Here is a 26,165-nt window from a genome sequence, read left to right on the forward strand (position 1 = left end):
ATTGATCTGACAGAGCAGACCTATCATATCCCCGTGCGAAAAAACTCAGATGCCAAGTAATCGACACCTTGTCACAGAGAGGCTCGGTCAACCGTAAATGCGGTGGTCTGAACAGACTCTGTGGTTACTTCGGCATAACCAGACAAGGTTACTATAAACATGTGGACAGACAGTGTGAAGTTAATGTTTTGAAGACAAGTATTGTTCTGTATTGCAAAGAATTAAGAACTTTAATGCCCCAATCGGGTATGCGTGAGCTATATGTATGCTGTGTTCGTTACTTTAAGGAGAAAATGGTGATAGGTCGTGACCAGTGCTATGAGATATTCCGCTCTAATGGTCTGGTCCAGAGGAAGAAGCGTGTACGTCCCAAAACAACGAACTCCAATCATAATTATTATATATATCCTGATTTGCTGAACACGACACCTAAGTTCGTAGCAAGCACAAGCGGAAGTATGGTTGTGGCAGATATTACCTATGTCTCCACCAGGGATGGCTGGGCATACCTGTCCTTGCTTACTGATAGCCACAGTCGTGCAATAGTAGGCTATTCGTTCTGTCCTTCATTGACAACGGAAGGCCCGATGAAAGCTTTGGAGTCAGCTTTTCTGTTTTACAGAGAGAACGGGATAGACATCAGCGGGTTGATACATCATTCAGACCGTGGGGTTCAATACTGCTCAAACCAATACGTTGACACGTTAAAAGCACAACATATAAGCATAAGCATGACACAGTGTGGTGATCCTCTGCATAATGCATTGGCCGAGCGGATGAACAATACTATTAAGAACGGATGGCTCTTTGACTGCGGGAAGGAGACTTTTAACCAGGTGGAAGAACGTATTAAACAGGCTGTGTACACATATAATAATATTCGGCCACACCAAGCTTTGAAAATGCGCACACCAATGGAAATTATAAAGGAGGAGAAGGTATGAAAGTGCCCCGACTCAGATTGTGCTCGTCGGGACGGGTGGTCCCGCCCCTTGCCGCACGGCGATCCCCGACCAAGGATATTTCTTGGCAAACGAGATAATAACAAAAATCAGTTCAACAACATTTGGAATAAATAGAATAATTAGCATTATATTTGGAAATCCAAATAGGACAACTACAGTAGGTCTAACAAACAGAAATGTAAACCTATTCAGGTATTGAAAATTGTTGAGTGAACGAATACAGTAATAACAATCGAAGTTGTCAACTAAATCCAGTACACATCAAATCCTACTTCATGCAGACCCCAAATTAAACTTCTATTCCCAAAACATCCGGATGTTCCTATATAAAACATGGGGATGTTCCAGTGCAGAACATGGGGATGTTTTCATACACAACATCCCCATGTTTTATATGTACATCTTACACAAATTCTGCCCCAGATACATATATCCATTCAGACATATACTATATTGCAATAGTTTAGCAGACACTATACTGCTGAACACAAGAACAATCAAACAACAATTACATATCCAATTTACAAAAAGAAGAAAGCCGCCTCTCGTTGCATGATGCACGGGAGGACGGCTCTCTATAATAAATAGCTGTAAAGCTACGCTGATTACAAACCGAAAGCGGTTTTCACCTTATCTACATAATCCAGTTTCTCCCAAGTGAAGAGCTCTACTTCAACAGTCTTGGAAGGTTGATAACGGGAAGTGAAAGTTTTGGTAACGACACGCGGTTCGCGTCCCATATGGCCATAAGCTGCTGTTTCACTATAAATCGGATTACGCAGCTTCAGACGTTCTTCGATAGCCTTCGGGCGAAGGTCGAACAATTCGTCAATCTTTTTGGCTATTTCGCCATCGCTCATCTTCACATTGCTACGTCCGTAAGTATCGACATAAATATTGATCGGACGGGCTACGCCAATCGCATAAGACACCTGTACAAGGATCTCGTCGGCTACACCGGCAGCCACCAGATTCTTGGCAATATGGCGGGCTGCATAAGCAGCGCTACGGTCCACTTTGCTGGGGTCTTTTCCGGAGAAGGCACCACCACCGTGCGCACCTTTACCGCCATAAGTATCTACGATAATCTTACGCCCGGTAAGACCGGTATCACCGTGAGGACCGCCAATCACGAACTTGCCCGTCGGATTTACGTGATAAATGATACGATCATTAAACAATGCCAGCACATCGGCATGATGAATGGAAGCGATCACCCGGGGCATCAAAATCTCGATTACATCTTTGCGGATGATCGCAAGCATCTCCTCATCAGCCTTCAATTGAGCTTCCACAGAATCATCTGCCGGCTGTATAAAGTCATCATGTTGAGTAGACACCACAATCGTATCGATACGTACGGGTTTGCCATTATCGTCATATTCAATAGTCACCTGACTCTTAGCATCAGGACGCAGGTAAGTCATCTCCTTTCCTTCGCGACGGATATCTGCCAGTACCAACAAGATACGGTGTGCCAAATCAAGAGAAAGAGGCATGTAATTTTCTGTTTCATTCGTAGCATAACCAAACATCATTCCCTGGTCGCCCGCCCCCTGATTCATCGGGTCTTCGCGTTCTACACCACGGTTGATATCGGCACTCTGCTCATGGATGGCAGAGAATACACCACACGAGTTACTTTCGAACATGTACTCGCCTTTGGTATAACCGATTTTCTTGATTACTTCGCGTGCAACAAGCTGTAAATCAATGTAAGCACTGGTTTTCACTTCTCCCGCAAGTACCACCTGTCCGGTAGTTACTAAGGTTTCGCAAGCTACTTTCGAACTGGGATCAAATGCCAACAGTTTGTCAAGTACAGCGTCCGATATTTGATCGGCCACTTTGTCGGGGTGTCCTTCAGACACCGATTCGGATGTGAATAAATATCCCATAATAGAATTATGATTTATAAATTATGATTTATGAAACAGGGATAAGATGAGTAGAGACGCCAAAAGACACAGAAAGGAATGTTGTTTTAGCATTTTTTTCTGTGGTTGCAAGCTACTCAAATCTTTCCACATTTCATTTCGGAAGACAAAGGTAGAGATTATTTCTGATTAATTACTAACTTTGCTGCACATTAACATCATTTTTGTATGAAGAAGAGACTGAAAAGAGTAATAACTCTGCTGATATACATCGGGGTGACAATAGGAATCTATTATGTCGTTTGCCTGTCGATGCACAAGCCTTTTACAGAACTACACTATCTGTATGGAGCCTTAATAGGATGCATTGCTTACCTGCCGCAATTTATTGCGGAGAGAAAGAAGAAATAAAAAGTTCTTTCATTGTTTTGTGCAGTACCGGATGTACCACATCGGGAGCAATTTCCGATAAAGGTTCCATTACAAAACGACGTTCGGTCATCAAAGGGTGGGGGAGGATAAGACCCTCTGCGTCCATCACCCTATCGTCATACAATAACAAGTCGATATCTATCAAACGATCGGCATACAGGCCGTTTACCGATTTCTCAGTCCGCCCTAATTCCCGCTCTATCCTCTGAGTTTCCTCAAGTACCTGCAAAGGCAAAAGAGTCGTTTCTACACAAACTGCCGCATTCAGAAAACTATTCTCAGAAGAGAAACCCCAAGGAGCAGTTGCATAAAAAGCGGAAAGAGAAACAACATTCCCTATCCGCTCTTCTATTTTTTTTATAGACATCCGGAGATTCTGCTCTTTATCACCTAAATTGGTGCCAAGCCCCAAATAAACCATAAAAATAGTGATCAGTCAATAATCAACATCGCATCTCCATACGTACCGAAACGATACCCTTCTTTCAACGCTACATGATAAGCATCCATCACCTGATCATACCCGCCGAAAGCAGCTACAATCATCAGCAAGGTGGATAACGGCATGTGGAAGTTGGATATCATGGCATTGGCTACCGTAAACTCATACGGAGGGAAGATGAACTTATTCGTCCAACCTTCAAACTCTTTCAGATGACCGTCTGTGCTGACCGTACTTTCGATGGCGCGCATCACAGTAGTACCCACGGCACAAACATTCTTTCCGAGGTCTTTGGCACGGTTTACAGTCTTTACCGCCTCTTCGGTCACAAACATCTGCTCCGAATCCATCTTATGTTTCGTAAGGTCTTCTACATCGATATCACGGAAGTTGCCCAAACCGGCATGCAGCGTAATATAAGCAAAATCAATACCCTTAATTTCCATACGCTTCATCAGCTCACGGCTAAAGTGCAAGCTGGCGGTAGGAGCAGTAACCGCTCCTTCGTTCTTAGCAAAAATAGACTGGAAACGCACAGCATCTTCTTCTTCCACCGGACGGTTGATAATAGAATGCGGCAGGGGCGTTTCACCCAATGCATAAAGAGCTTTTTTAAACTCGTCATGAGGGCCGTCATAAAGGAAACGCAAGGTACGGCCACGCGAAGTGGTATTATCGATCACCTCAGCCACCATCGAATCGTCATCACCGAAATAGAGCTTATTGCCGATACGGATCTTACGGGCAGGGTCTACCAGCACATCCCACAAACGGAGCTCTTCATTCAACTCGCGCAACAGAAAAACTTCGATACGTGCACCGGTCTTTTCCTTATTACCGTACAAGCGTGCCGGAAACACCTTCGTGTCATTGAAGATAAACACATCCTTATCATCAAAATAATTCAAGATATCCTTAAACATCTTGTGTTCTATCTTCCCCGTCTTACGATGGAGCACCATCAGACGCGACTCATCTCTGTACTTCGTCGGATGCAAAGCAATTTTGTCCTCTGGTAACTTAAATTTAAATTGTGACAGTTTCATATCTATTCTTCTTTACGTTAATTATCTTCTGTTATTTCAATCTCTTGCCGGTCTATCCACTCGGCAAACGTCAAGGGATCAAGGCAATCCTCTAATTTTACTTCCCCCACACGGGTACGTACCAGTCCTGTGAGATGGGCACCGCTATGAAGCGCCTCTCCGATGTCACGGGCAAGAGCGCGGATATAAGTACCTTTGCTGCAAACCACCCGTATCTTTATTTCCATCTTCACCAGATCACATTCCAGCAATTCAAGCTCATCGATCACAAGCAGCTTCGGCTTCAACTCCACCTCTTCTCCCTTGCGTGCCAGATCGTAAGCCCGCTTACCATCTACTTTACAAGCTGAGAACACAGGAGGAACCTGATGTATCTCTCCCAAAAACTGCTTCAATGTTTCTTCTACCATTTCGCGAGTGATATGCTCCGTCGGGTAGGTGGCATCTATCTCATGTTCCAGATCGTACGATGGAGTAGTGGCACCCAATTGTATGGTAGCAATATACTCCTTGGTATGATACTGAAACTCTTCTATTCTTTTGGTCGCCTTACCGGTACAGACAATCATTACCCCTGTGGCTAACGGATCCAACGTACCGGCATGACCGACTTTCAACTTCTTTACTTTCATCCTCCGACAAATGTGATAACGTGCATGACCTACCACTTTGAACGACGTCCAACCGAGAGGCTTATTGAAAAAAAGTACTTCTCCTTCTTTAAAATTCAAATGCTTGCTTATTTATTTACGATTTGACAATTTACGATTTACGATTGAGATCACTCTTTCGTTGAAAAAACTCAATGCTTTTTAATTCAAAAGACTCAATACCAATGTAGCCGTACCTGCTATGGCACAATAAATGGCAAAATAAATCAGCTTCCCTTTCTTCACAATATTGATCATCCATTTACAAGCCAGGCAACCGGAAACAAAAGCGGCAATAAAACCCACGATCAATGAAAGAGCAGGAATATCCCCTGCCACAGCCTCACCTTTCATCATCTTCATCCCATCCAGCAAAGCTTCGCCCAAGATGGGAGGGATCACCATCAGGAAAGAGAATTGTGCCAATTTCGCTTTATTATCACCCAATAAAAGCCCGGTAGCAATCGTCGAACCCGAACGGGAAAGTCCCGGAAGCACGGCACACGCCTGAGCCAGGCCGATGACAAAGGCATCCTTCATGGATATATTCTCTTTCGGGCGGGGTTTCGCATAATAAGAAAACGTAAGCAGAAGAGCCGTTACAAGCAAACAACAACCCACAATCAACAATCCCGAGCCAAATATAGCTTCTACATAATCTTTAAAAAACACGCCTACAATCCCGATGGGAATCATCGAAATCAGAATATTTATCACATAACGGGTTTCGGCATTCATTTCGAACTTGAACAATCCACGAAAAATCCAGTCGATCTCTTTCCAAAGGATCACAAGAGTACTGAATACAGTAGCCACGTGCACCACAATCGTGAAAGCCAGATTATCTTCTCCTTTGATGTCGAACAAAGCAGAGCCAATAGCCAGATGACCACTACTACTCACAGGTAAATACTCCGTCAGTCCTTGAATGAGACCGAGGATAAGAGCTTCGAACCATTCCATTCTTATTCTTCTATTTTAGTTTTGGGTTTGCGCAATACTGCATATATCATAAAAATAAAGCCGAAGAAACAAACGACCGGCGCTACTTTAATTCTTCTCACACTAAAAATATCCGGTTCGAAAACGGTCTCCGTAGAAGAAGGTCCCGTCATCAGGATAAAACCGATAATTACTACCGCCATTCCGATGGCGAGTAATATAAAGTTAGTTTTATCAAAAGCAAATTTCTGTTTGTCAGCCATGATGTTATTTACGATTTAACGATTTACAATTGAAATTACAATGTTTATATTATGTTGCATATTCAGACTATATGTAATACAAGGTACTTGCCTTCATCCTCAGATACTTGTTGATGGACAGGTAAGCACACAGGAACGTAATAATAATACCAAATACCAGAACAGAACCGGATACCAGTAACATCACCTCAGGAGTTATCACACGAATCAGTTCGGGTTCATAAGAGACCAGCCAATACGCTGCTCCCATCAGAATTGCATCGGCCATAATACCGGCCAGCACACCGCTCCATATATTTCGCCGCAAAAACGGACGGCGGATAAAACCCCAACTGGCTCCCACCAACTTCATAGTATGAATAAGGAAGCGTTTGGAGTAAATAGCCAAGCGTATCGTATTATTTATCAAAGCAAAAGAAATAAGCGTGAGCACCACTGCCAAAGTCAGGAGCACCAGACTTATGTTCCGGATATTCTCATTCACCAGATCGATCAGTTCACGTTGATAAAGCACCTCCTGAATATTGGTATTTTTCTTTATCAGCTTCTCTATCTTGGCGATACTGTCGGAATTGGCATAATCGGAATGCAATTTGATTTCAATGGAAGCCGTAAAAGGGTTGTATCCTAAAAACTCCTCCGGATCGGTTCCCATTGCTTCAGTCTGCTCTTTGAGAGCCTGTTTTTTAGAAATATATTCCGTCTGCTTCACAAACGGTTCTTTATCCAGTCTTTTCTGTAATTTCAAAATATCGGCCTCTTTCATATCATCGCTGATAAGAACAGAGAAATTAATATTTTCCCGGACATAAATGGAAAGATTGTGTGCTGCCAAAACAAAAAACACGACAAGCCCTAACAGCAACAACACCAACGTCGTACTGATGCTCGACGTTATGAATTGCATGTCGAAATAGGAGACTGAATTATTTTTGTTTTTACTCTTCATCAGCGTTTCTTTCTAAATACATAAATCATCGAACTGCTACGTTCTTTCTTACCTAACGCACTAAGCCATGCTACCGCTCCGGTACACATTCCTTTCACAAACGGAAACGAACTTCCCCGATGCTTCTCGCTCAACATCGATACATAAAAAGCATCAAACAGCATCGGATGACGCGCTGCCATGATAAATCCGTGTTTGGAAGCAAGTTGCTGTATAGTGACCGGAGTGAAGTGCCACAGATGACGGGGTACGTCATACGCCGCCCAATACTCACCATATTTACCGGCATCGTAAGAAGAACAATTAGGTACAGCTACGATAAGCACACCTCTATCGGACAAAAGCCCGCGAAGACATTCCCACGTTTCATCCAGATGCTCCAGATGCTCCATTACATGCCATAAAGTAATCACATCGAACGAGCCGGGTTCGAACTCCTGCAAGGCTTCCTCTCCTTTCACTTCCAGTCCGAAGTGCTCTTTGGCAAACACACGTGCCTGGGCATTTTTTTCGATAGCTTCTACTTTCCATCCGCGTTGTTCCATCGTTGCGGCAAAATAGCCTGTCCCCGTACCTATATCGAGCAAACGTCCTCTTTTACGATGAGATTCCTTGGCTACCAGACGCGCTTTCTTGCCCAACATGTACTTACGCACCTGATGGTAAATGGCATTCATTGCACCTTTTTTCGTATCGGAGTGGGAAATGTAATCGGGAGTTTCATAATAACGCCCTATCTCTGCTTCTACAGGAACATCCTGCGTGAAAGTAAATCCGCAATCTTCGCAGGACATCACATCGAACTGTTCACCCGATGCATAGAAATCCGTACAAGTCATGACACGCTTCAAGTGCGTGCCACCGCATAGCGGACAAGCATTTATAGAGAGTTTATTCATTGATTATTGCCATAAATTAAGTGCGGCATTAAGTCACAAGACCGCACTTCACCCGAATTTGGTGCAAAGAAACAAATAAAAAGTGATGTAAGGTAGTTTCTTTGAGGTCTTTTAACAGATAATGTAACTCAAATGCAATGTATATAAAACTGCGATGAAAAGTTGGCATGCCAGATAACCGGCTCATACACAAATTCAATACCGGCATAAAGAATATTAGATTTTTTATTTAACTTCGTAGCCATATTCAATTAGAATACTTCAATAAATTTAGAAATGGAAAAGATAAACAAAGAAATAGTTTTATTACTTATCAATGGTAGTCATTCTGCCTTTTCTAAAATATACGTAAAGTGTCACCGGCAATTCTTTCTACTGGCATTGCGTTATCTGAAATCAAAAGAAATGGCAGAGGATGCCGTACAATATTCATTCATGAGACTGTGGGAAACCCGCACCCAGATTGACGTAGAGCAGGGAGTAGAACCTTATCTGTATGGAATCCTTAAAAACCACTTATTAAACACATATAAATTCCATCAGTTAACCCTCGAAAAGAAAGAAGAAATCATATTGGGAATGCCACTTTTTGAAGAGGAGAATATCACACAAACCCTGTACAGGAAGCAACGGGATGAAGCTATACGGAAAGCCTTGGCCTTATTGCCGCCACAAAAGCGCCGCATTTGCCAAATGAAAATTTTCGAAGGACTTTCCAATGCCGAGATAGCCCAGCAACTCAACATTACAGTAAATACGGTAAAAGTATCCTATTACAAAGCTATATTGTCATTGCGTGAAAGCCTCAACGAAAAAGATTTTATCTGTATTTGCATGGTGTTGCTCAGCGCCTCTCTTTCTTGATTACACCCGCATCGAAGTGTTTATAAAAGTTAAACATCAAGAGTTGAGTAATACTTTCTTTCGCCAAGATTTTACTCTATATACAACGCAAGAGCAAACCATTTTTCTCTCTGCCACTTAAAACTAATAAAATGACAACAGAAAACCATCATCCAATTACCGACGAAGACATCCGCCTTTATTTATGCGATGCCTTGTCACCCGACCGGAGAGCAGAAATACGTCGATGGTTCGGTACCGAAGAAGGGCAGCGTTATCTATCGGAAGTAATTGACGAGGATGTAGCCCGTATTCTGTCCGGAGAAGAACTGCATAGCTCAGAATCCATAGAGATACAACCGCTTCATATCGAGATTCCAACAGAAAAAAGCAAGAAACGCTTTCAACCGACAATCGGATGGTGGTTGCGCAGTATCGCCATATGGATACCGGCCATTTTATTATTAGCCACCGGAGGATACATGTATTACAACCAGACACAATCTCCCCGCCTGGCCGAAATATATGTTCCTAAAGGAGATATCCAAACAATTATCTTTCAAGACGGCACCAAAGTCATACTGAACGCCGACTCCCGGTTAAAGTACACACCCGGATTCAAATTATTCAGTCGCGAAGTAGAGTTAGAGGGAGAAGCTTACTTTGAAGTAACCAAAAACAAGATTCGTCCATTCACAGTACACACTTCGGGAGTAGACATCAGAGTGCTGGGAACAAAATTCAATATCAAAGCATACAATGACGAATCGGATATCATTACTACTTTAAATCAAGGCCATGTCCGGGTCAGCGATATTCGGGGAAGAGCTTTAGAGCTATTTCCGGGAGAACAAATCGTTTATGAAAAGAAAAACGGGACAATGCATAAACGTACTCTCGAAAATGTCGCCGACTACTCGGGCTGGAAAACAAACAGCCTGTATTTTACAGATACCCGTCTGGATCATATCTCGAAAGAACTATCCCGCAAGTTCAATAAAGAAATTGTATTAATGGATCCGTCTTTGGAAAGCTCCATATACACAATATCTTTCAACAACATGCCATTAGATTCAATATTGGAAGATCTGACCCGCATCTCTCCGGTCAGGTATGAAAAAATCAACGACAAGATACTAATATACAAAAGAAAATAAAAAGAGGTAGCCAATAAAGGAATAGGGCCCTTCCATTGACTACCAGTTTCATTTTTTAATATAAAATACAAAACAAAAGTATGAAAATTTTGCCAGTTTTTATCAGAAGACGGGTGATAAGGATTCGTTTTTTAAATTTTCTTAAAAAAGAATCACATTCATTCGTTTTAAGAGGTACAGTAGCCATGCTATTCCTTTTTAGCACAGGGATACTTTATGCTCAAAAGGTATCGGTACGGTACAAAGACGTACCTTTAAAAAACGTATTAAACGACGTTGCCAAACAATCCAAGCTGCGCTTGGCATATAGTGGCAGCTTTACAGACTTATCAGTGAAAGTCTCGGTACAAGCATCCGGGAAAGATGTAAAAGAGGTACTCGCCGAACTCTCTCAAAAAACCAATGTAAATTTTGAGGTGCGTAACGGAAGTATTTATATTTATATCAAGGAACCTCCTCAGAAAGAAAAAAAAGAGAAAGCAGGCTTCTCATTGTCCGGCACTGTTTATGACGAGAACAATCTTCCTCTGATAGGCGTCAATGTATTGATCAAAGGCACCACCAAAGGAACGAGTTCGAATATGGACGGCGAGTTCACCATAACAGCCGAAAAAGGAGACATTCTCGTGCTTTCTTATTTGGGCTATACATCGAAAGAACTGACGGTAAAAAACAAAGAACCGATGCGGATCGTAATGTCTGAAGATACCAAAGTACTTTCCGAGGTTGTGGTAATCGGATACGGTGCAGTTCGTAAAACAGATGTGACGGGTGCCATCTCCAGCATAAAGATGGATGATCTGAGTATCACCACACCGACACTCGAACAGGCGCTGGTAGGTCACGCTGCCGGTGTCGAGATCAAACAGACATCGGGAAGTCCGGGCGAAGGTTTATCATTGCGGGTCCGTGGGGTAAGCTCCATCAATGCCGGCTCGGAACCGCTTTACGTAGTCGACGGATTTCCGACATCCAAAGATGTATATATCAATCCGAACGATGTAGCTTCCATAGAAGTGCTAAAGGACGCAGCATCTGCAGCTATATATGGTTCACGTGCTGCCGGAGGTGTTGTTTTAATAACCACCAAACGGGGTACAAACAGCGGACGTGCAAAAGTAGAGTATGATTTTCAATATGGTTTTCAACAGGTAGATCACAAAATAAAAATGCTGGATGCTTATGGCATGCGCGACTTATCGATAGAATGCGCCAACAATGCCTATCGCGACTGGTGTACCAAAAACGGAAAAGAATACAATCCGTTACACAACAACGAATACCGCATGTCCGTAGCCGGGGCAACCAGTGGAAAAATTTTCCAGATACCGGACATCTTCTTTGATTTCACCACAGGGCAACCTGTAGAACCGGCTTATAACACAGACTGGCAGGATGCCATATTCTCCACGGCTCCTATAATGAAACATAATCTGAACATTACCGGTGGTAGTGACCGCATCAGATACATGGCCAGTGCCGGATATATGGAACAGGACGGTATCATCGCTCCTTCTTATCACCACCGGTTCACAACACGTTTCAACATCGACGGCAAGCTGACCGACCGGTTAAGTATAGGTGTCAATACTTCGGCCTCCTATACGAAAAACCGGATTGTACAGGCCGAAGGCCGCCATTACAATGACGGTATCATCATGAGTGCCCTTGTCATGTTCCCACAGTTTCCGGTATACAACACAGACGGCTCGTATGCCGTAGACCAACAAATGCAGTATGCAAAGAAATATTCGGTAGCACCGGCCGAGAATCCGGTAGCCTTAGCACATGAGATTGAAGATTATCAGAAAAGATACATGTCTTCTGTTTCCGGCTATCTCGAACTGGAAGTTATAAAGGGGCTAAAAGCGAAAGTGTATTCCGGAATGCAGTATATATCCCAAACAGAAAGCTACTACCGTCCGTCTACAGTCGGAGGCACCATTATGAATACCGACGGGACAACGGCAGGTAGCGGATATGTAGGCGATCAACGGCTCTCACGTGCTTCCTACAGCACACAGACCAATCTCGACTGGATACTGGAAGCAACGCTTAATTACAACCGCACATTCGGAGATCACGGGATCAATATTCTGGGTGGTTATTCCATGCAAGAAAAAGTATACGACAATTCTTCCATCGGGGCCCGTAACTTTGTAGACGATACCATTCGGGAATTAAGTGCCCACGGCACAGCTCCCGGAGACAGTTGGGGAGATACCGACAAATTCGACTGGGCCATGATGTCTGTATTCGGACGTGTGGTATATTCGTGGAAAGACCGCTATACATTCACCGGTTCGTTACGCGGCGACGGCTCTTCCCGTTTTGGAAAGGACAATCGCTGGGGAATATTCCCGTCTGTTGCCTTGGGATGGAACCTGTCGAACGAAGAATTCTGGACCAACCATATCGGCGAAAACTTCGGTGCCAAATTGAGAGTTAGCTGGGGTATCAGCGGTAATAACAACATTGGCAATTACGAACATGTAGGCTACATGAGTAATTTAGGCGGTTACGTATTAGGGGGGCAGATAGTACCAACCCGCTATCCGAGCGCTTTCGTCGACAATCTGTTAGGATGGGAAAAAACAGACCAATATAATGTCGGAATGGATTTGAGTTTTCTGAGAAATCGTCTCACACTGTCCGCCAATTATTATAACAGTATCTCGAACGACCTGCTGTTCAACAAACCGATATCCGCCATTGCCGGAGCGACACAATATAAATCGAATCTATCCAATGCCAAAATACGCAACACCGGTTTTGACATACAAGTCGACGGACGTATTTTAACCGGCCCTGTCACCTGGAATGTCGGTGCAAACCTTTCTCTGAACCGGAACAAGGTACTCTCGTTGCCCGATTCTCAATCCATTGTCAGTATCGGAGAAAGAAGTGCCATCAGCCACATTACCATGGTTGGAAAGCCGATCGGTTCTTTTTATGGCCTGAACAGTCTCGGAGTCATTTCGGAAGAAGAGTATCAACGTATTCTGGTAGACAAACAACACATCGGTGAAGAAGGTTACCAACTGACCGGTCCGGCCGTATGGAACTATGAAAATGTACAGCCGGGAGATGCAAAATGGAAAGACGTAAACAATGACGGTAAAATTACGGATGACGACCGGGAAATATTAGGAGACAACTACCCCGACTTCACCTACGGCTTCAGCACCAACATCAGCTATAAAGGAGTGAGCCTGAGCGCCTCTTTCTCCGGTGTACAAGGAGCACAAGTCATCAGTTTCCAGAATTACTATCTCCTGAACATGGAAGGCACCTGCAATCAGTTTGCATTGGCCGCCGACCGTTACAACTCCGTAACCAACCCTGATCCGGCCATGTATCGTGCCAACATTGCCACTACCAACAAAAACACTTATGGAGTTTCATCTTACATGGTAAATGATGCATCCTATTTCCGTTGCACTAACATAACCTTAAATTACAACCTGCCTCAGAAATGGGTAGAAAAAATAAAATTAAGGGGTGTATCGCTTTTTGCCTCCATCGATAATGCGTTTACGATCACCGATTATATCGGTTATAATCCGGATGTAAGTTATAAATCGGGTAATTTGATGCCCGGCTTCGATTGGGGAACTTACCCTCTCTCACGAGCTTATAATTTCGGTTGTAAATTATCATTCTAAAAACAAAGCTGCATTATGAAAAGAATAAAATCAATAAAGAATATAATCCTCCTCGGCTACCTGATTATCGGGTTTACTTCCTGTGACTTTCTGGACCGTTCGGATCCCGACAAATTGAACAAAAACGATTTCTATAAAACGGAAAACGATATGTATCAGGCATTAAACGCAGCCTACGACGGATTAAAAACAAACTATTACAACAACATGTACTACTGGACCGAAATCAGATCCGACAATACGACTTTGGCATCTAAAACAGCCAATTCGGGCATATACAATGATTTCGATGTATACAACCTTACATCCAGTAATGCAGAGGTACAACGGGCCTGGTACGGAATGTTTACCTGTGTCCACCGAAGCAATGTAGTGCTCGACTATATCGATAATGTACCGATGGACGACGAAAAGAAAAGCCAGTACAAAGCAGAAGCCCGTTTCTTACGTGCCTTGTCTTACTACAACCTGTCGCAACTGTTCGGAGATGTTCCTATCGTAGACAAGCAACTAAACAGTGAAGCAGAAGTCCTCAAATACGGACGGCGCCCGATAGCGGAAGTCTATGATTTCATTGTAAAAGACCTGAAATTCGTAACACAAAGCCAACTGCCCGACAATTGGGGATTTGACGGAAGTAATCCCAACTTCGGACGCGCCTCAAAAACGGCCGGATATGCTTTATTAGGTAAAGTATACCTCACAATGGCCAAACGACTGAACAACGGCGCTACCCAAGATTACCTCCAACTGGCAAAAGAGGCTCTCGATGCCGCTTATAGTGCACGGCCATTCGGAGAACTGAAAGACATTGCATACGGCAAAGTATTCGGAGTAGCCAATATTACCTGCAACGAAATCATCTTTCAAGTAATGTATCTGCAAGGAACAGACGAAGGCTCTTATTTTGCTAAAAATTTCCAACCTCTCAGCGCCACAGGAATCATTTCGCAATCACAGGGTTTGGGAGACAATATTCCGGAAAACGACCTGATTCAGGAGTATGAAACCGGCGATATGCGCAAAGTCGTCTCCTATAAAACATATGGAACTACCCCTTACGTAAACAAATATGTAGATTTGGGAGATTCCCAAGGACGTGGCGGTTCTTGCTGGATCGTACTTCGTTATGCCGATGTCATCCTGATGCTTGCCGAAGTAAATGAAGCTCTCGGACTCGAACCCGAAGCCATAACCTATATAGATATGATCCGTACCCGTGCCAAACTCAAATCCTATGAGCAGGCCCCGGAATCTTACAAAAACGACTACCCGACAATAAAGGATGTCATCTTGCATGAGCGACGTATCGAGTTGGCTTTCGAAAATCATCGTTGGTTCGACCTTCTCCGTTTCTATAAACCGGACGATTTAGTAAAATTCTTAAATGACAAATCGGTACAAGGATGTTCCAAGCGTGATTTATTGCTTCCTATACCGTGGCGGGAAGTATCTATAAACCCATCCGGGATGTATCAGAACGACGGATACTAAGATCCGGATAACCTCTATTTAAAAACTTTTCCGCAGGGAGTCAACTCCCTCTGTTGGCCCTTGCTATACCTATAAATTAAAAACATTACAATTATGAGAACAAAAGTATTCCTTTTCACAGCACTGGTAATGAACTGTTTAACCGGTTTCTCCCAGAAATATTTATGGAACAGTCAATTTGGTATCGCCGATACAGAAACTTCTGCAAAAAGCATGGCGATAGACACTGATAACAATGCATACCTCACAGGAAACTTTACCGGAGCAGAAATGACAATCGGAAATAAGGAGGTAACGGGAGCCTCAATGGTAATGGATGCATATGTCGCAAAATTTACCCCGAACAATCAATGTGTATTTGCCTCATCAATCAAAAGCTCTTCCGGTTCGATCCTTGTACAAAGTATTGCTGCAGATGCATCGGGCAATTCATTTGTGGCAGGTAACTTCGAATCGGACGCGGAGATCACCGAAACATTAAAAATAGAATCCGACTATAAAGATTTCTTCATCGCCAAATACGATGCCACAGGAAATCCTCTCTGGCTAAAAGGAACCACTTCGGGGATAGAGCCTGTCATCAAGAGTATAGCGGTAAATCCAAACGACGGCAGTTTTGCCATCACGGGAGCTTTCACCGGAAACTTAAACATAGAAATGAACGGAGGTGAACACGAAATCTCATCCGGCAATTCCGAACTCGCTTTCTTCATTGCTAAATACGACAATAATGCTAATCTGATTTGGGCGAAAACAATGTCGGGAAACGGCACCGGGACAGGAAATCTTATTTCCATAGACGAAAAGGGAGATATTTATGCAGTCGGTACATTTAGCGGGACCATCCAATTCGAAACACAGTCCATGACAGCAGCTTCTGTAGAAAATACCGATAATTTCCTTGTGAAATATGCAGCCGACGGAAGTATGGCCTGGGCACGCAGCCTAAAGGGCAGTAAGTTGGATGATATCAATGCGATGGATGTAGCCAACCATCAAGTGGTAATCGGTGGAGTGATACGAAGCGAAGACCTTGCGGTGGATAATGCTCCCGGCATCCTTATGAAGACTTTGGACACTACGGGAACGTGGAACAGCATGCTCATTATTTCTTTCGACACCGACGGAAATTATCAATGGAATTATATAGCAGGCAGTAGCAACCAACCGACCGATGTGAAAACGATTGCCATCGAAAAGGACGGTTCGATATGGAATGCCGGTACAACCTTCGGCACATATTATTTCAATCCGGATGCAGAAGATGAAGCGAAACAATTCCCTTCTAAAGCTAAAGGAGGACAGGATATGTATCTGATGAAACTGTCGTCGAAAGGGGAAGTGTTGATAGGACACCGTGTGGGAGATGCAACCAAGGAAGGAGCAATGGCAATGGCGGTAGGTAACGAAGGCATCTTGTACGTAGCCGACATGGTATCTACCCGTAGCGGTGCTACGGCTTCCCCTGTCAATCTATTCGGTGATCCCATTACAGTGCCGACCATTGGTACTGCATACAGTGTCGCCCTATTGTGTTATCAGCAGATCTACGCCACACCTGCCGTCCTGCCGAATGCAGTGCCCGGAACAGCATTCAGCCAGATAATCAATGCCGAAAATGCAAATGGAGATGCCGAATTTACATTATATTGCGGCACACTCCCCGAAGGGTTCACCCTAAACCCGACCACCGGGGAACTAAGCGGTACAAGCACCGTCACAGGAAGCTATCCGATTGTCGTCTGTATGAAAGATGCCGACGGAAATACGGGATTTGCAGAATACCTTCTCAACGTCTCTACCGGTACCGGATTAGAAGATTACCGGCAGGAGGCAGTCAGGGTATGGGGAGACCACGGCGCTATCGAGATATTAACCGGCACATCCAGTTACCGGGTAATGATATTCGACCTTTCCGGCAGACTGGTAAAACAAGAGCATTTGCAAGGCAACGAACGTTATTCTCTGGAAAACGGTATCTATACAGTAGTAATGGAAGACAACATCTCAGGCAAACAGTCTGTATACAAGGCAAGCGTCTATTAATATTAACCCATGGGGAAAATGCCTGGTGCAATGTCCGGGCATCCCTTTCTTTATGACATGTATATCATGAACAGAATCCTAATCATCATTCTACTTCTTACCTGTACCGTATCTCATGCACAACCGCCCGAGACTGTGCAACATTTAGGAAGTACGATAACCACATACGGACGTAAAATCATATCGGATAAAGGAAGCATCTGGCTGACCGGAGAATTCAACGGAGAACTCATTACCGATACGCAAACCGACCTAACATCCGCCTTACCTACTGTCTTCGTAGCCCGCTATTCGGTCGAAGGCATTCGTGAGCATCTGAGTATGATTGAAAACGAGTCACAGGTCAGATCGGCTGCAACAGACGAGAACGGAACATTATGGCTGCTCACTGGGACAGACGGAAACGAAAAATTGTACTCCATCTCTCCGGAAGGTGTCCTATCCGTTCCTGTGTCACTCACAGAACATACGGATCTCATCTTGAAAGATTTTGTATTGCTCGACCATACATTGTATCTCTGTGGGAATTCTGGAGAACAATATTTTCTGGCTGCCTATTCAATGTCCGGAGAGCAACTGTGGAAAATCTCGGAAAGCGAATATGCATCTGCTTCGGCAGAAAAGATAGCGACCGATGGAACGGACATTATTCTTGCCGGAACATGCAGGGGAACAATGACAGGCGATACAAACCTATTTGCGAGCCGTTTCAACACATCCGGAAAGAAATTATGGACTTGCCCGATAATCGGGACAGGAAACGAATCCCTCTCCGACATGGCATGCATGAATAACGGTAAGATTGCCCTATCCGGATCTACAACAAGCAAAGAACTTACAATCGGCTCGTCTGTACAAGCCACGACATCCGCAGGCGTACAACATGCATTATGTATCCTGCTAAATCCGGACGGCAGCTATTCGTCTATATACACAGCCGGAGGAACCTCCACAAGCAAAAATACAATGATCAATGCCCTATATATCAATGACAACGACGAAATATATGCCGGAGGTTATTGCACGGGAAAGGTCGTCTTCAATCCGTCCGGTGACAACCGTTACAATCTTCCGGACAAAGGAGCTAAAGATGCTTTTCTGATCAAACTCTCTCCGGAAAACCGGGTGCTGAACGTAAAACGTTTCGGTAATAAAACTGAGGAGGAGATAACCGACCTGCTGTTTATGCCGGATGCGGATGAAACGCGCCTATTCATTCTGACCAATTTTAAAGAAGCCGATGAATATGGCATTACGTATCATACGACTAATCTTACCCTATCCGGCACAACAGCATTTCCATTGGACGCAACCGGTACGGGCAACAACATTGCATTAACCTCTTATCCACATATCCGTATATTCACCGACCATGTGATACCGGCACAAGAAGACATCGCTTACCGTAATTGTATCTACCATCGGGGCGGATCACGAAAAGTGACTTATCAATTGCTATCCGGTAATTTGCCGGCCGGCATATCCCTCTCAGTACAAGGCGACCTGTCGGGTATTCCTTTGGAAAACGGCTCTTTCCCCTTAACAATACAGGGCACTGATGAATTGGGAGATACCTCGGTATCCTCCTGCACACTACAAATTGCCCCCAACGGTGGTACCGGTTTCACAAAAGCTGAAGAGAGCAACCTGCAAATCTATCCTAACCCGGTAGAAAATGAATTCTTTATCGAAGGCATAACCGGAGCACCCCAAATACGGCTTCAAATCATATCGGCTCAGGGACAACTGATGCAAGACCGTAAGTTGACCTCTCTTTCCGAAGCGATCAATGTATCCGATCTGCCGCAAGGAATCTACATCATAAGATGTATCTCGGAACAAAACATCCGGTCACAAAAAATCATTAAGAAATAGAACGATGAACCATACTCAACAAAATAAATATAACCGGACCAAATGGGCTGTATTTGCAGCAGCAACTTTGGGTTATGGCCTGTTTTACGTCTGCCGGCTAAGCCTGAACGTTGTCAAGAAACCGATAGTAGATGCCGGATACCTTACAGAAACAGAGTTAGGAATCATCGGTTCCGCCCTATTCTTTACCTATGCAATCGGTAAATTTGTAAATGGATTCTTAGCAGATAGAGTAAATGTACGTTATCTGATGGCAGGAGGCCTCTTTGTGGCAACTTTGGTAAATGCCGCACTCGGCTTTGCCGTACCCTTTTGGGCGTTTGTCATACTCTGGGCGTTAAACGGCTGGTTTCAATCGGTAGGCGGTCCGTGCAGCGTCATAGCACTCAACCGTTGGTTTACGGAGAAAGAACGTGGCACAGTATACGGTTTCTGGAGCGCGAGCCACAACATAGGAGAGGCGCTTACCTTTATTCTCACTTCATTCGTTGTCGGTGCCTTGGGATGGCAGTGGGGATTTATGAGCGCCGCATGTCTGGGAGCCATAGGGGTTGCCCTGATATTTACTTTCCTAAAACCGACACCTCCCGAATGGAAAGCCGGATTGCCCGGCTCGACCAGCCAGCCAAAGGATTCGACTGTAAAACATAAACAGGCCGAAGTCTTAAAGAACCCGATGATATGGATGTTGGCACTCGCCAGCGCATTTATGTATATCAGCCGTTATGCCGTAAATAGCTGGGGAGTGTACTACTTCGAGATAGAAAAGGGTTACAACATCGTAACAGCCAGTACACTCGTTTCCGTCAGTTCGGTTTGCGGCATTGTAGGGACAGTATTCTCAGGCCTTATTTCCGATAAAATGTTCCGCAGTAACCGGACCATACCGGCCTGCCTGTCAAGTTTGCTTAATCTGGCAGCATTGGCATTATTCCTCTTCGGGCCACGGCAGTGCGAAATACTGGATATCATCTCGATGATATTGTTCGGTATATCTATCGGTATCCTGCTGTGTTTTCTTGGCGGACTTATGGCCATAGATATCGCTCCCAAAGAAGCCACAGGCGCGGCAGTAGGAGTTATCGGCATAGCCAGTTATGCAGCAGCCGGCTTACAGGACGTCGTCAGTGGTTTCCTGATAGAGTCGCGTAAGGCTATCGTCGATGGCAATCCTGTTTACGATTTCTCCGCCATCCGCATTTTCTGGCTTTCGGCCGCACTCGTATCCTTGTTGTCCCTGCTGATTATCTGGGGAGCAAGAAAGAAACATGTATCATCGAACATTCATTACTAAATATAAAATACTACCAGTCATGAAAAGAAACTTTCAAATCCTGTTTATCCTATTATTTGTTTTGACAGGAATCATTTCTCCCGTCCGGGGAAAAAACAAAACCGGCGATTGCAACATCCGCTTCTGTACTTACAACATTCGGGGAGACCTGCCTAACGATGGCATCAACTCCTGGAAATTCCGGAAAGACTCGTTATGTAAAATAATAAATAATCACGATTTCGACATCGTATGTATGCAAGAAGTATTGGCCAACCAACTGGAAGATATAGAGCAAGCCACAGGTTATGCCTTTGTAGGAATCAGAGGACTGTACAACCCTATATTCTACAAGGCCGAACGCTTTGAACTATTGCACAACGAGATGTTCTGGCTATCCGAAACAATGGCTCCTTTCTCAAAGGGATGGGACGGAAAGTACGACCGTTACTGCACTTGGGCCAAATTCCGCGATCGCAAAAGCGGAAGAATATTCTATGTTTTCAACACCCATCTTGACCACAAAGGACGTATAGCCCAACAGGAAGGTGCGGCATTAGTCTGCCGGCAGGCAAGAAAATTTGCGGGTGATGCCCCCCTGTTTATATGCGGAGACATGAACAGCTTCGATACTACCGATGCATACAAAAAATACACTGCACATTATAAAGACTCCCGTACCATCGCTCCACATCTCTTAGGCCCGGTAGGTACAGCCCATAACTTCGGACAAGTAGAACCGGTACGAATCGACTACATCTTTGTAAATGATAAAATCAAGATACTGGATTATACAGCCGATGACGAGCATTATCCCAATGGCTTCTTCCCTTCGGACCACTATGCAGTTTTTGTCAATGCCTCTTTATAACCCAATAAGAAAAACGATATGACTTTCAGAATATATATTTTCTTTTTCATTTGCCTCGGTCTTTCGTGGATGCCGGCACAAGGCGAAAATTACGAGAACGAAATTACAATCTGTAGTTTCAATATCCGCGGTTCGAATATGGACACCGGAGTAAATGCCTGGTCGAACCGCAAGAAGATGGTAATCAGAGAATTCACCAATTACCGGTACGACATTGTATGTATGCAGGAACCGTTGGCCGACCAGGTACAAGACTTCCTGTCTATCGGGATCTATGAATGGTTAGGAGTGTCCGCACAAGGTACGGCAGACACCGATGTCTTTACCCCTATCTTCTACAATAAGAAAAAGCTGAATGTATTAGATTACGGAACGTTCTGGCTCTCTGAAACCCCGGATGTTGTCAGCAAAGGATGGGACGGGAAGTTTCCCCGCATCTGTACATGGGCTAAGTTCAGGGATATAGAGAATTGCCGCACGTTTTATGTATTCAATACCCACCTCGACCATGTAGGTACCATTGCTAAACTGGAGGGTGCCCGGCTGATTTGCAAAAAGATAAAAGAAATGACGACAGAGGAAGCCGTATTCATTACAGGAGATATGAACAGTATACCGGGAACTCCGCCTGTCAACGCCTTTCTTAGCGAATTTATCAATTCAAGGGACATCGCCACTGAGAAATCCGGCCCTGCGGGAACGGCACACAGTTATGGTAAACTGTATCCTCCCTCACAGATCGATTATATTTTTGTGAACGAATACGTATCGGTTACCCAAGCTGTAACCATCACCAAAAATTCCGATCCGGTTTATATGTCGGATCACTATCCGATAGTGATTACTGCTGACTTTTAAGAACTTATTATCAAGAAAACAATGATTGACATATTTCAGAAAGTAAAAGGCCGGCTCATCGTTTCGTGTCAGGCCGAAGAGGGTTCACCTTTTAATTCTCCCGAAGGGGTAGGGGCTTTTGCCCAATGTGCCGCCCAAGGAGGTGCCGCCGGCATTCGTTCGTGTGGCATAGAGAAAACCGACTACCTTATACGCCATAGCCGCTTGCCGGTAATCGGACTGACAAAATCTCATTTTGCAGACGGTTTTGTACGTATCACCAGTTCATTCAAGGAAGTAGAGGCACTCATGGCAATCGATACCCCGCTCATTGCCGTAGACGGTACCTTCCGTTTACGGGAAAACGGGCTCACCGGCCCGGAATACATCCGGAAGATAAAAGAGAGATATAACGGGATAAAAATAATGTCGGACATTTCGACCGTAGACGAAGCAATAGCATGCAGAGAAGCCGGTGCCGACTGTGTTTCGACCACTCTATGCGGTTACACGCCCTATACCATGAAAGAAACTAAGCACGGTCCGTCTCTGGAGATTCTCCGCAATTGTGTCAAAGCCCTTCCCGGCTGCCCTGTATTTGCCGAAGGGCGTTATAACACCCCCGTCGAAGCGGCAAGAGGAATAGAAAACGGTGCCTGGGCAGTCGTTGTAGGCTCGGCCATTACCCGCCCCCACCTCATCACACAATGGTTTTCGGAAGCTCTGCAACATGCAAATATCGTCTAAACAGTCAAAAATTCAATAAATAATAAAAACATGAATATATTTTTTGGAACGGATGGATGGCGGGCACACATCGATACAGAAATAAATGAAGAAACCGTATCGATAGCAGCTCAGGCATTTGCCGATTTTATACACCGAGATTATAAAGAAAAATCTCCCTGCGTGGCACTGGCTTACGATACCCGCAAGAATTCACAATTATTTGCCACTACATTTGCCGAAGTATTATCAGGCAATCGAATACAGGTATTATTATCCGACCGGATCGCCCCGACACCCGTATTATCTTATGCCACCTTACACCTTAATTGCTGTGCCGGCGTAATGATTACCGCTTCACACAATCCGCCTTCATACAATGGCATTAAATTCAAATCGCGGTTGGGAGGTCCGTTCTGCTCGGACGACACACGGAAAGTAGAGCAATATTTATATGCATCTCCAGTGGTACGGTCTACCACGCATATACATAAAATGAATTTCATACCTGCCTATGTAGAACACATCGAAAAACGGATCGATTTTGAGATAATCAGAAAAGCAGCACTGAATATATTAATAGACAGTATGGGCGGGGCAGGTCTTACACTCATTCAAGAGATACTACACAGCCACAACTGCCTTGCCCGAAGTATCTGTTCCGAAGCTTCCGAAACTTTTCACGGACGCTTGGCCGAACCTATCGAAAAGAACCTATTACCCCTAAAAGAAGCGTTGAAAGAAGGTAATTTCGCTTTGGGTGTAGCAACTGACGGAGATGCCGACAGGGTAGGGGTATGTCTCGACACCGGAGAGTGGCTATCAGCACAAAACACCATATTACTACTGGTAGACTATTTAAAACGGGTAAAACAGATTCCGGGCGGTATTGTGAAGACCTCCTCCGTGTCCGACAAGATACGCAGTATTTTCGAATCTCCCCAAACGCCGGTATATGAAGTTCAAGTCGGGTTCAAATACATCGCCGACCTAATGACCACCCATCCCATTGCCTTTGGCGGAGAAGAAAGCGGTGGTTTCGGCTATGGCATGCATATACCCGAACGGGACGGTATATTTTCTTCGCTTCTTCTCCTCGAAATGCTCGCTGCATCGTCTTACCGTAAAATCTCCGATTATCTGAAAGACCGGCAGCAAGCTATGGGACCTATCTATTATGACCGTATCGACATGAGTTACGGACAATCGGATAAAAATGAACTATTACCTTGGTTATATGAAAATCAACCTCTTGAAGTGGCAGGATTCTCCATTCGGGAAGTAAAATCATATTTAAGCAGCCGGGGTGTCGTAAACGGGCTTAAATTTATTTTTAAAGGAGATTGCCGATGGTTGTTGATCCGCAGTTCGGAAACGGAAGATATTATCCGCTTCTATGCAGAGGGACAGACCGGTGAAGAGGTATCGGGCCTGCTCCGGCAAGGACAAAATCTGCTTCTTCAGGTATCCGGCAATATCATTCATTCAAAAAGACATAAAGCATGAAAAAAATATTCATCTTATCCATTCTGGTTTTCTTTACCATTGGTGCACAGGCAACGAAAGGAAACAAAGATCTCATAACAATTCAAATCACACCCGATCATTATGATTGGAATTATAAGATAGGCGAACCGGCGCATTTCACCATTTCGTTGTTCCGCGATCAACAGAAGCTGAACAATATAAAGATAGAATATGCAGTAGGACCGGAGAAAATGGTACCAATACAAAAAGATTCTGTTTTACTCAAGAACGGCTCCGTCACAATAAAATCTCCGGGTATGCAACAGCCCGGATTCCTGTCGTGTGAAGTCAGGGCTACGGTAGACGGATTTTCTTATCGCAATCTCATCAACATCGCGTACGATTGCGAACAGATACGGCCTACCACTTTGCTACCCAAAGATTTCCGTTCATTCTGGGACGATCAGATCTGCCGTATGAGAAAATATCCCATGAAATCAGAAATGACCTTCATGCCGGAAGAGAGTGACGCCGATGTAAAAGTATACCGTGTAAAAGTTACCCACTATATCCGTGGAAATTACCTATACGGAATATTATGCATTCCCAATAAAGAGGGACGTTTCCCCGCAGTTTTACGCCTGCCGGGAGCCGGTGTGACAAAACATACCGGTGATAAAGAACTGGCACGCCTGGGAGTCATCACCTTCCGGATCGGAATTCATGGTATTCCTCTGGATTTAAAGGCGGAGGCATACGGCAGTCTACAATTCGGAGCGTTGAAGGATTATATGTATCATCGCATGAACGACCGCGAAAACTACTATTACAACCGGGTGTTTCTCGGTTGCATACGGGCAAACGATTTTCTCACTGCACTCCCACAGTATGACGGAAAGAATCTGGCCGCCTACGGCGGTAGCCAGGGAGGAGCTTTAACTTTAGTGACAGCCGCCCTCGACTCCAGAGTGAAGTATCTGGCAGCTTTCTATCCCGCCCTCTGTGACATAGGCGGATATGCCCACAACCGGGCAGGCGGCTGGTTTGGCGTAAAAGAACTCACACCCGAGGAAACGAAAGTACTGGCATACTACGATGTGGTCAATTTCGCACGTTACATCCATATCCCCGGATTCTACTCTTGGGGATACAGTGACGAAACCTGCCCACCCACCTCTTTTTACAGTGCATACAACATCATAAAAGCACCCAAAGAACTCTATCTGTTGAAAGAAACCGGACATTGGCGTTATCCGGAACAGAATATAAAAGTCAATCAATGGCTGATAGATAAACTGACCGGAAAATAAGAGTCACAATCCGAATGGGTACAACCGGAAATGGAACCTGCTACGTCTTTTCTTCATCCGAAGGAATTAAAATTTGATGAAACAGTTGGTATTCACTTCGTTTTTACCCCCTTCACCGCATTCACCTTTTTCCATC

The 26,165-nt window shown here is 44.4% G+C and carries 22 protein-coding genes; 14 read left to right on the forward strand and 8 right to left on the reverse strand.

The window, feature by feature from the left end; genetic code table 11:
- Positions 1–68: 68 nt before the first annotated feature.
- A complete protein-coding gene (locus HMPREF1532_RS08845; protein ID WP_129649191.1) occupies positions 69–944 on the forward strand; it encodes an IS3 family transposase in 876 nt (291 codons plus the stop codon).
- 626 nt (positions 945–1,570) lie between these two features.
- Here the strand turns inward: HMPREF1532_RS08845 and metK are convergent.
- Complete coding sequence (metK, locus tag HMPREF1532_RS08850) at positions 1,571–2,863, reverse strand: methionine adenosyltransferase (protein WP_005927898.1); 1,293 nt, start codon at positions 2,861–2,863, stop codon at positions 1,571–1,573.
- 207 nt (positions 2,864–3,070) lie between these two features.
- Here metK and HMPREF1532_RS20855 point away from each other — a divergent pair, with 207 nt between their 5' ends.
- Positions 3,071–3,253 carry a hypothetical protein gene (locus tag HMPREF1532_RS20855; RefSeq protein WP_005927901.1) on the forward strand — a complete coding sequence of 61 codons (183 nt, stop codon included), beginning with the start codon at positions 3,071–3,073 and terminating at the stop codon, positions 3,251–3,253.
- Here HMPREF1532_RS20855 and folK read toward each other — a convergent pair.
- The 7 genes from folK to HMPREF1532_RS08885 form a co-directional block, all read right to left on the reverse strand.
- A complete protein-coding gene (folK, locus tag HMPREF1532_RS08855; protein ID WP_005927903.1) occupies positions 3,228–3,695 on the reverse strand; it encodes a 2-amino-4-hydroxy-6-hydroxymethyldihydropteridine diphosphokinase in 468 nt (155 codons plus the stop codon). The two genes, HMPREF1532_RS20855 and folK, sit on opposite strands and share 26 nt — an antisense overlap.
- 11 nt (positions 3,696–3,706) lie before the next feature.
- Positions 3,707–4,762 (reverse strand): tRNA preQ1(34) S-adenosylmethionine ribosyltransferase-isomerase QueA, encoded by a 1,056-nt coding sequence (gene queA, locus HMPREF1532_RS08860; RefSeq protein ID WP_005927906.1) that lies wholly within the window; start codon positions 4,760–4,762, stop codon positions 3,707–3,709.
- A 17-nt stretch (positions 4,763–4,779) separates the two neighbouring features.
- The gene (gene truB, locus HMPREF1532_RS08865) at positions 4,780–5,493 is read right to left on the reverse strand and encodes a tRNA pseudouridine(55) synthase TruB (RefSeq protein WP_005927909.1); all 714 of its coding nucleotides are present in this window, start codon (positions 5,491–5,493) and stop codon (positions 4,780–4,782) included.
- Between the two features lie 81 nt (positions 5,494–5,574).
- On the reverse strand, positions 5,575–6,375 hold the full coding sequence (locus HMPREF1532_RS08870) for an undecaprenyl-diphosphate phosphatase (protein ID WP_005927912.1): 801 nt from the start codon (positions 6,373–6,375) through the stop codon (positions 5,575–5,577).
- A gap of 2 nt (positions 6,376–6,377) precedes the next feature.
- Positions 6,378–6,617 carry a DUF3098 domain-containing protein gene (locus HMPREF1532_RS08875; protein WP_005927915.1) on the reverse strand — a complete coding sequence of 80 codons (240 nt, stop codon included), beginning with the start codon at positions 6,615–6,617 and terminating at the stop codon, positions 6,378–6,380.
- Positions 6,618–6,684: 67 nt separating this feature from the next.
- Positions 6,685–7,566, reverse strand: coding sequence for a cell division protein FtsX (locus HMPREF1532_RS08880; protein WP_005927918.1), 882 nt, complete (start codon positions 7,564–7,566; stop codon positions 6,685–6,687).
- The gene (locus tag HMPREF1532_RS08885; RefSeq protein WP_005927921.1) at positions 7,566–8,465 is read right to left on the reverse strand and encodes a methyltransferase domain-containing protein; all 900 of its coding nucleotides are present in this window, start codon (positions 8,463–8,465) and stop codon (positions 7,566–7,568) included. Before HMPREF1532_RS08885 ends, HMPREF1532_RS08880 begins: the two co-directional genes overlap by 1 nt.
- Before the next feature lie 276 nt (positions 8,466–8,741).
- On the opposite strand from HMPREF1532_RS08885, the gene HMPREF1532_RS08890 reads away from it, so the two are divergent.
- The 12 genes from HMPREF1532_RS08890 (at position 8,742) to HMPREF1532_RS08945 (ending at position 26,029) form a co-directional block, all read left to right on the forward strand.
- The gene (locus tag HMPREF1532_RS08890) at positions 8,742–9,329 is read left to right on the forward strand and encodes an RNA polymerase sigma-70 factor (protein WP_005927928.1); all 588 of its coding nucleotides are present in this window, start codon (positions 8,742–8,744) and stop codon (positions 9,327–9,329) included.
- Positions 9,330–9,460: 131 nt separating this feature from the next.
- Positions 9,461–10,465 carry a FecR family protein gene (locus HMPREF1532_RS08895; RefSeq protein WP_005927931.1) on the forward strand — a complete coding sequence of 335 codons (1,005 nt, stop codon included), beginning with the start codon at positions 9,461–9,463 and terminating at the stop codon, positions 10,463–10,465.
- A 185-nt stretch (positions 10,466–10,650) separates the two neighbouring features.
- Positions 10,651–14,130 (forward strand): SusC/RagA family TonB-linked outer membrane protein, encoded by a 3,480-nt coding sequence (locus HMPREF1532_RS08900; RefSeq protein WP_244266415.1) that lies wholly within the window; start codon positions 10,651–10,653, stop codon positions 14,128–14,130.
- Between the two features lie 15 nt (positions 14,131–14,145).
- Positions 14,146–15,624 (forward strand): RagB/SusD family nutrient uptake outer membrane protein, encoded by a 1,479-nt coding sequence (locus HMPREF1532_RS08905; protein WP_005927937.1) that lies wholly within the window; start codon positions 14,146–14,148, stop codon positions 15,622–15,624.
- A 93-nt stretch (positions 15,625–15,717) separates the two neighbouring features.
- Positions 15,718–17,670: a putative Ig domain-containing protein gene (locus HMPREF1532_RS08910; protein ID WP_005927940.1), complete on the forward strand. Its 1,953-nt coding sequence runs from the start codon at positions 15,718–15,720 to the stop codon at positions 17,668–17,670.
- A 66-nt stretch (positions 17,671–17,736) separates the two neighbouring features.
- Entirely contained in the window at positions 17,737–19,545 is a 1,809-nt protein-coding gene (locus tag HMPREF1532_RS08915; RefSeq protein WP_240059885.1) for a T9SS type A sorting domain-containing protein, read from the forward strand.
- 4 nt (positions 19,546–19,549) lie between these two features.
- Positions 19,550–20,839, forward strand: a complete 1,290-nt coding sequence (locus tag HMPREF1532_RS08920) for an MFS transporter (protein ID WP_005927946.1) — start codon at positions 19,550–19,552, stop codon at positions 20,837–20,839.
- Between the two features lie 19 nt (positions 20,840–20,858).
- A complete protein-coding gene (locus HMPREF1532_RS08925; protein WP_005927948.1) occupies positions 20,859–21,689 on the forward strand; it encodes an endonuclease/exonuclease/phosphatase family protein in 831 nt (276 codons plus the stop codon).
- A gap of 18 nt (positions 21,690–21,707) precedes the next feature.
- Entirely contained in the window at positions 21,708–22,547 is an 840-nt protein-coding gene (locus HMPREF1532_RS08930) for an endonuclease/exonuclease/phosphatase family protein (protein WP_005927952.1), read from the forward strand.
- 21 nt (positions 22,548–22,568) lie between these two features.
- Positions 22,569–23,273, forward strand: coding sequence for an N-acetylmannosamine-6-phosphate 2-epimerase (locus HMPREF1532_RS08935; RefSeq protein ID WP_005927955.1), 705 nt, complete (start codon positions 22,569–22,571; stop codon positions 23,271–23,273).
- A gap of 30 nt (positions 23,274–23,303) precedes the next feature.
- Positions 23,304–24,758 (forward strand): phosphohexomutase domain-containing protein, encoded by a 1,455-nt coding sequence (locus HMPREF1532_RS08940; protein ID WP_005927958.1) that lies wholly within the window; start codon positions 23,304–23,306, stop codon positions 24,756–24,758.
- Positions 24,755–26,029 carry an acetylxylan esterase gene (locus HMPREF1532_RS08945; RefSeq protein ID WP_005927960.1) on the forward strand — a complete coding sequence of 425 codons (1,275 nt, stop codon included), beginning with the start codon at positions 24,755–24,757 and terminating at the stop codon, positions 26,027–26,029. Before HMPREF1532_RS08940 ends, HMPREF1532_RS08945 begins: the two co-directional genes overlap by 4 nt.
- The last annotated feature ends 136 nt before the right edge of the window (positions 26,030–26,165 follow it).

The sequence above is a fragment of the Bacteroides salyersiae WAL 10018 = DSM 18765 = JCM 12988 genome (assembly GCF_000381365.1).
Taxonomy (GTDB): Bacteria; Bacteroidota; Bacteroidia; order Bacteroidales; family Bacteroidaceae; genus Bacteroides; species Bacteroides salyersiae.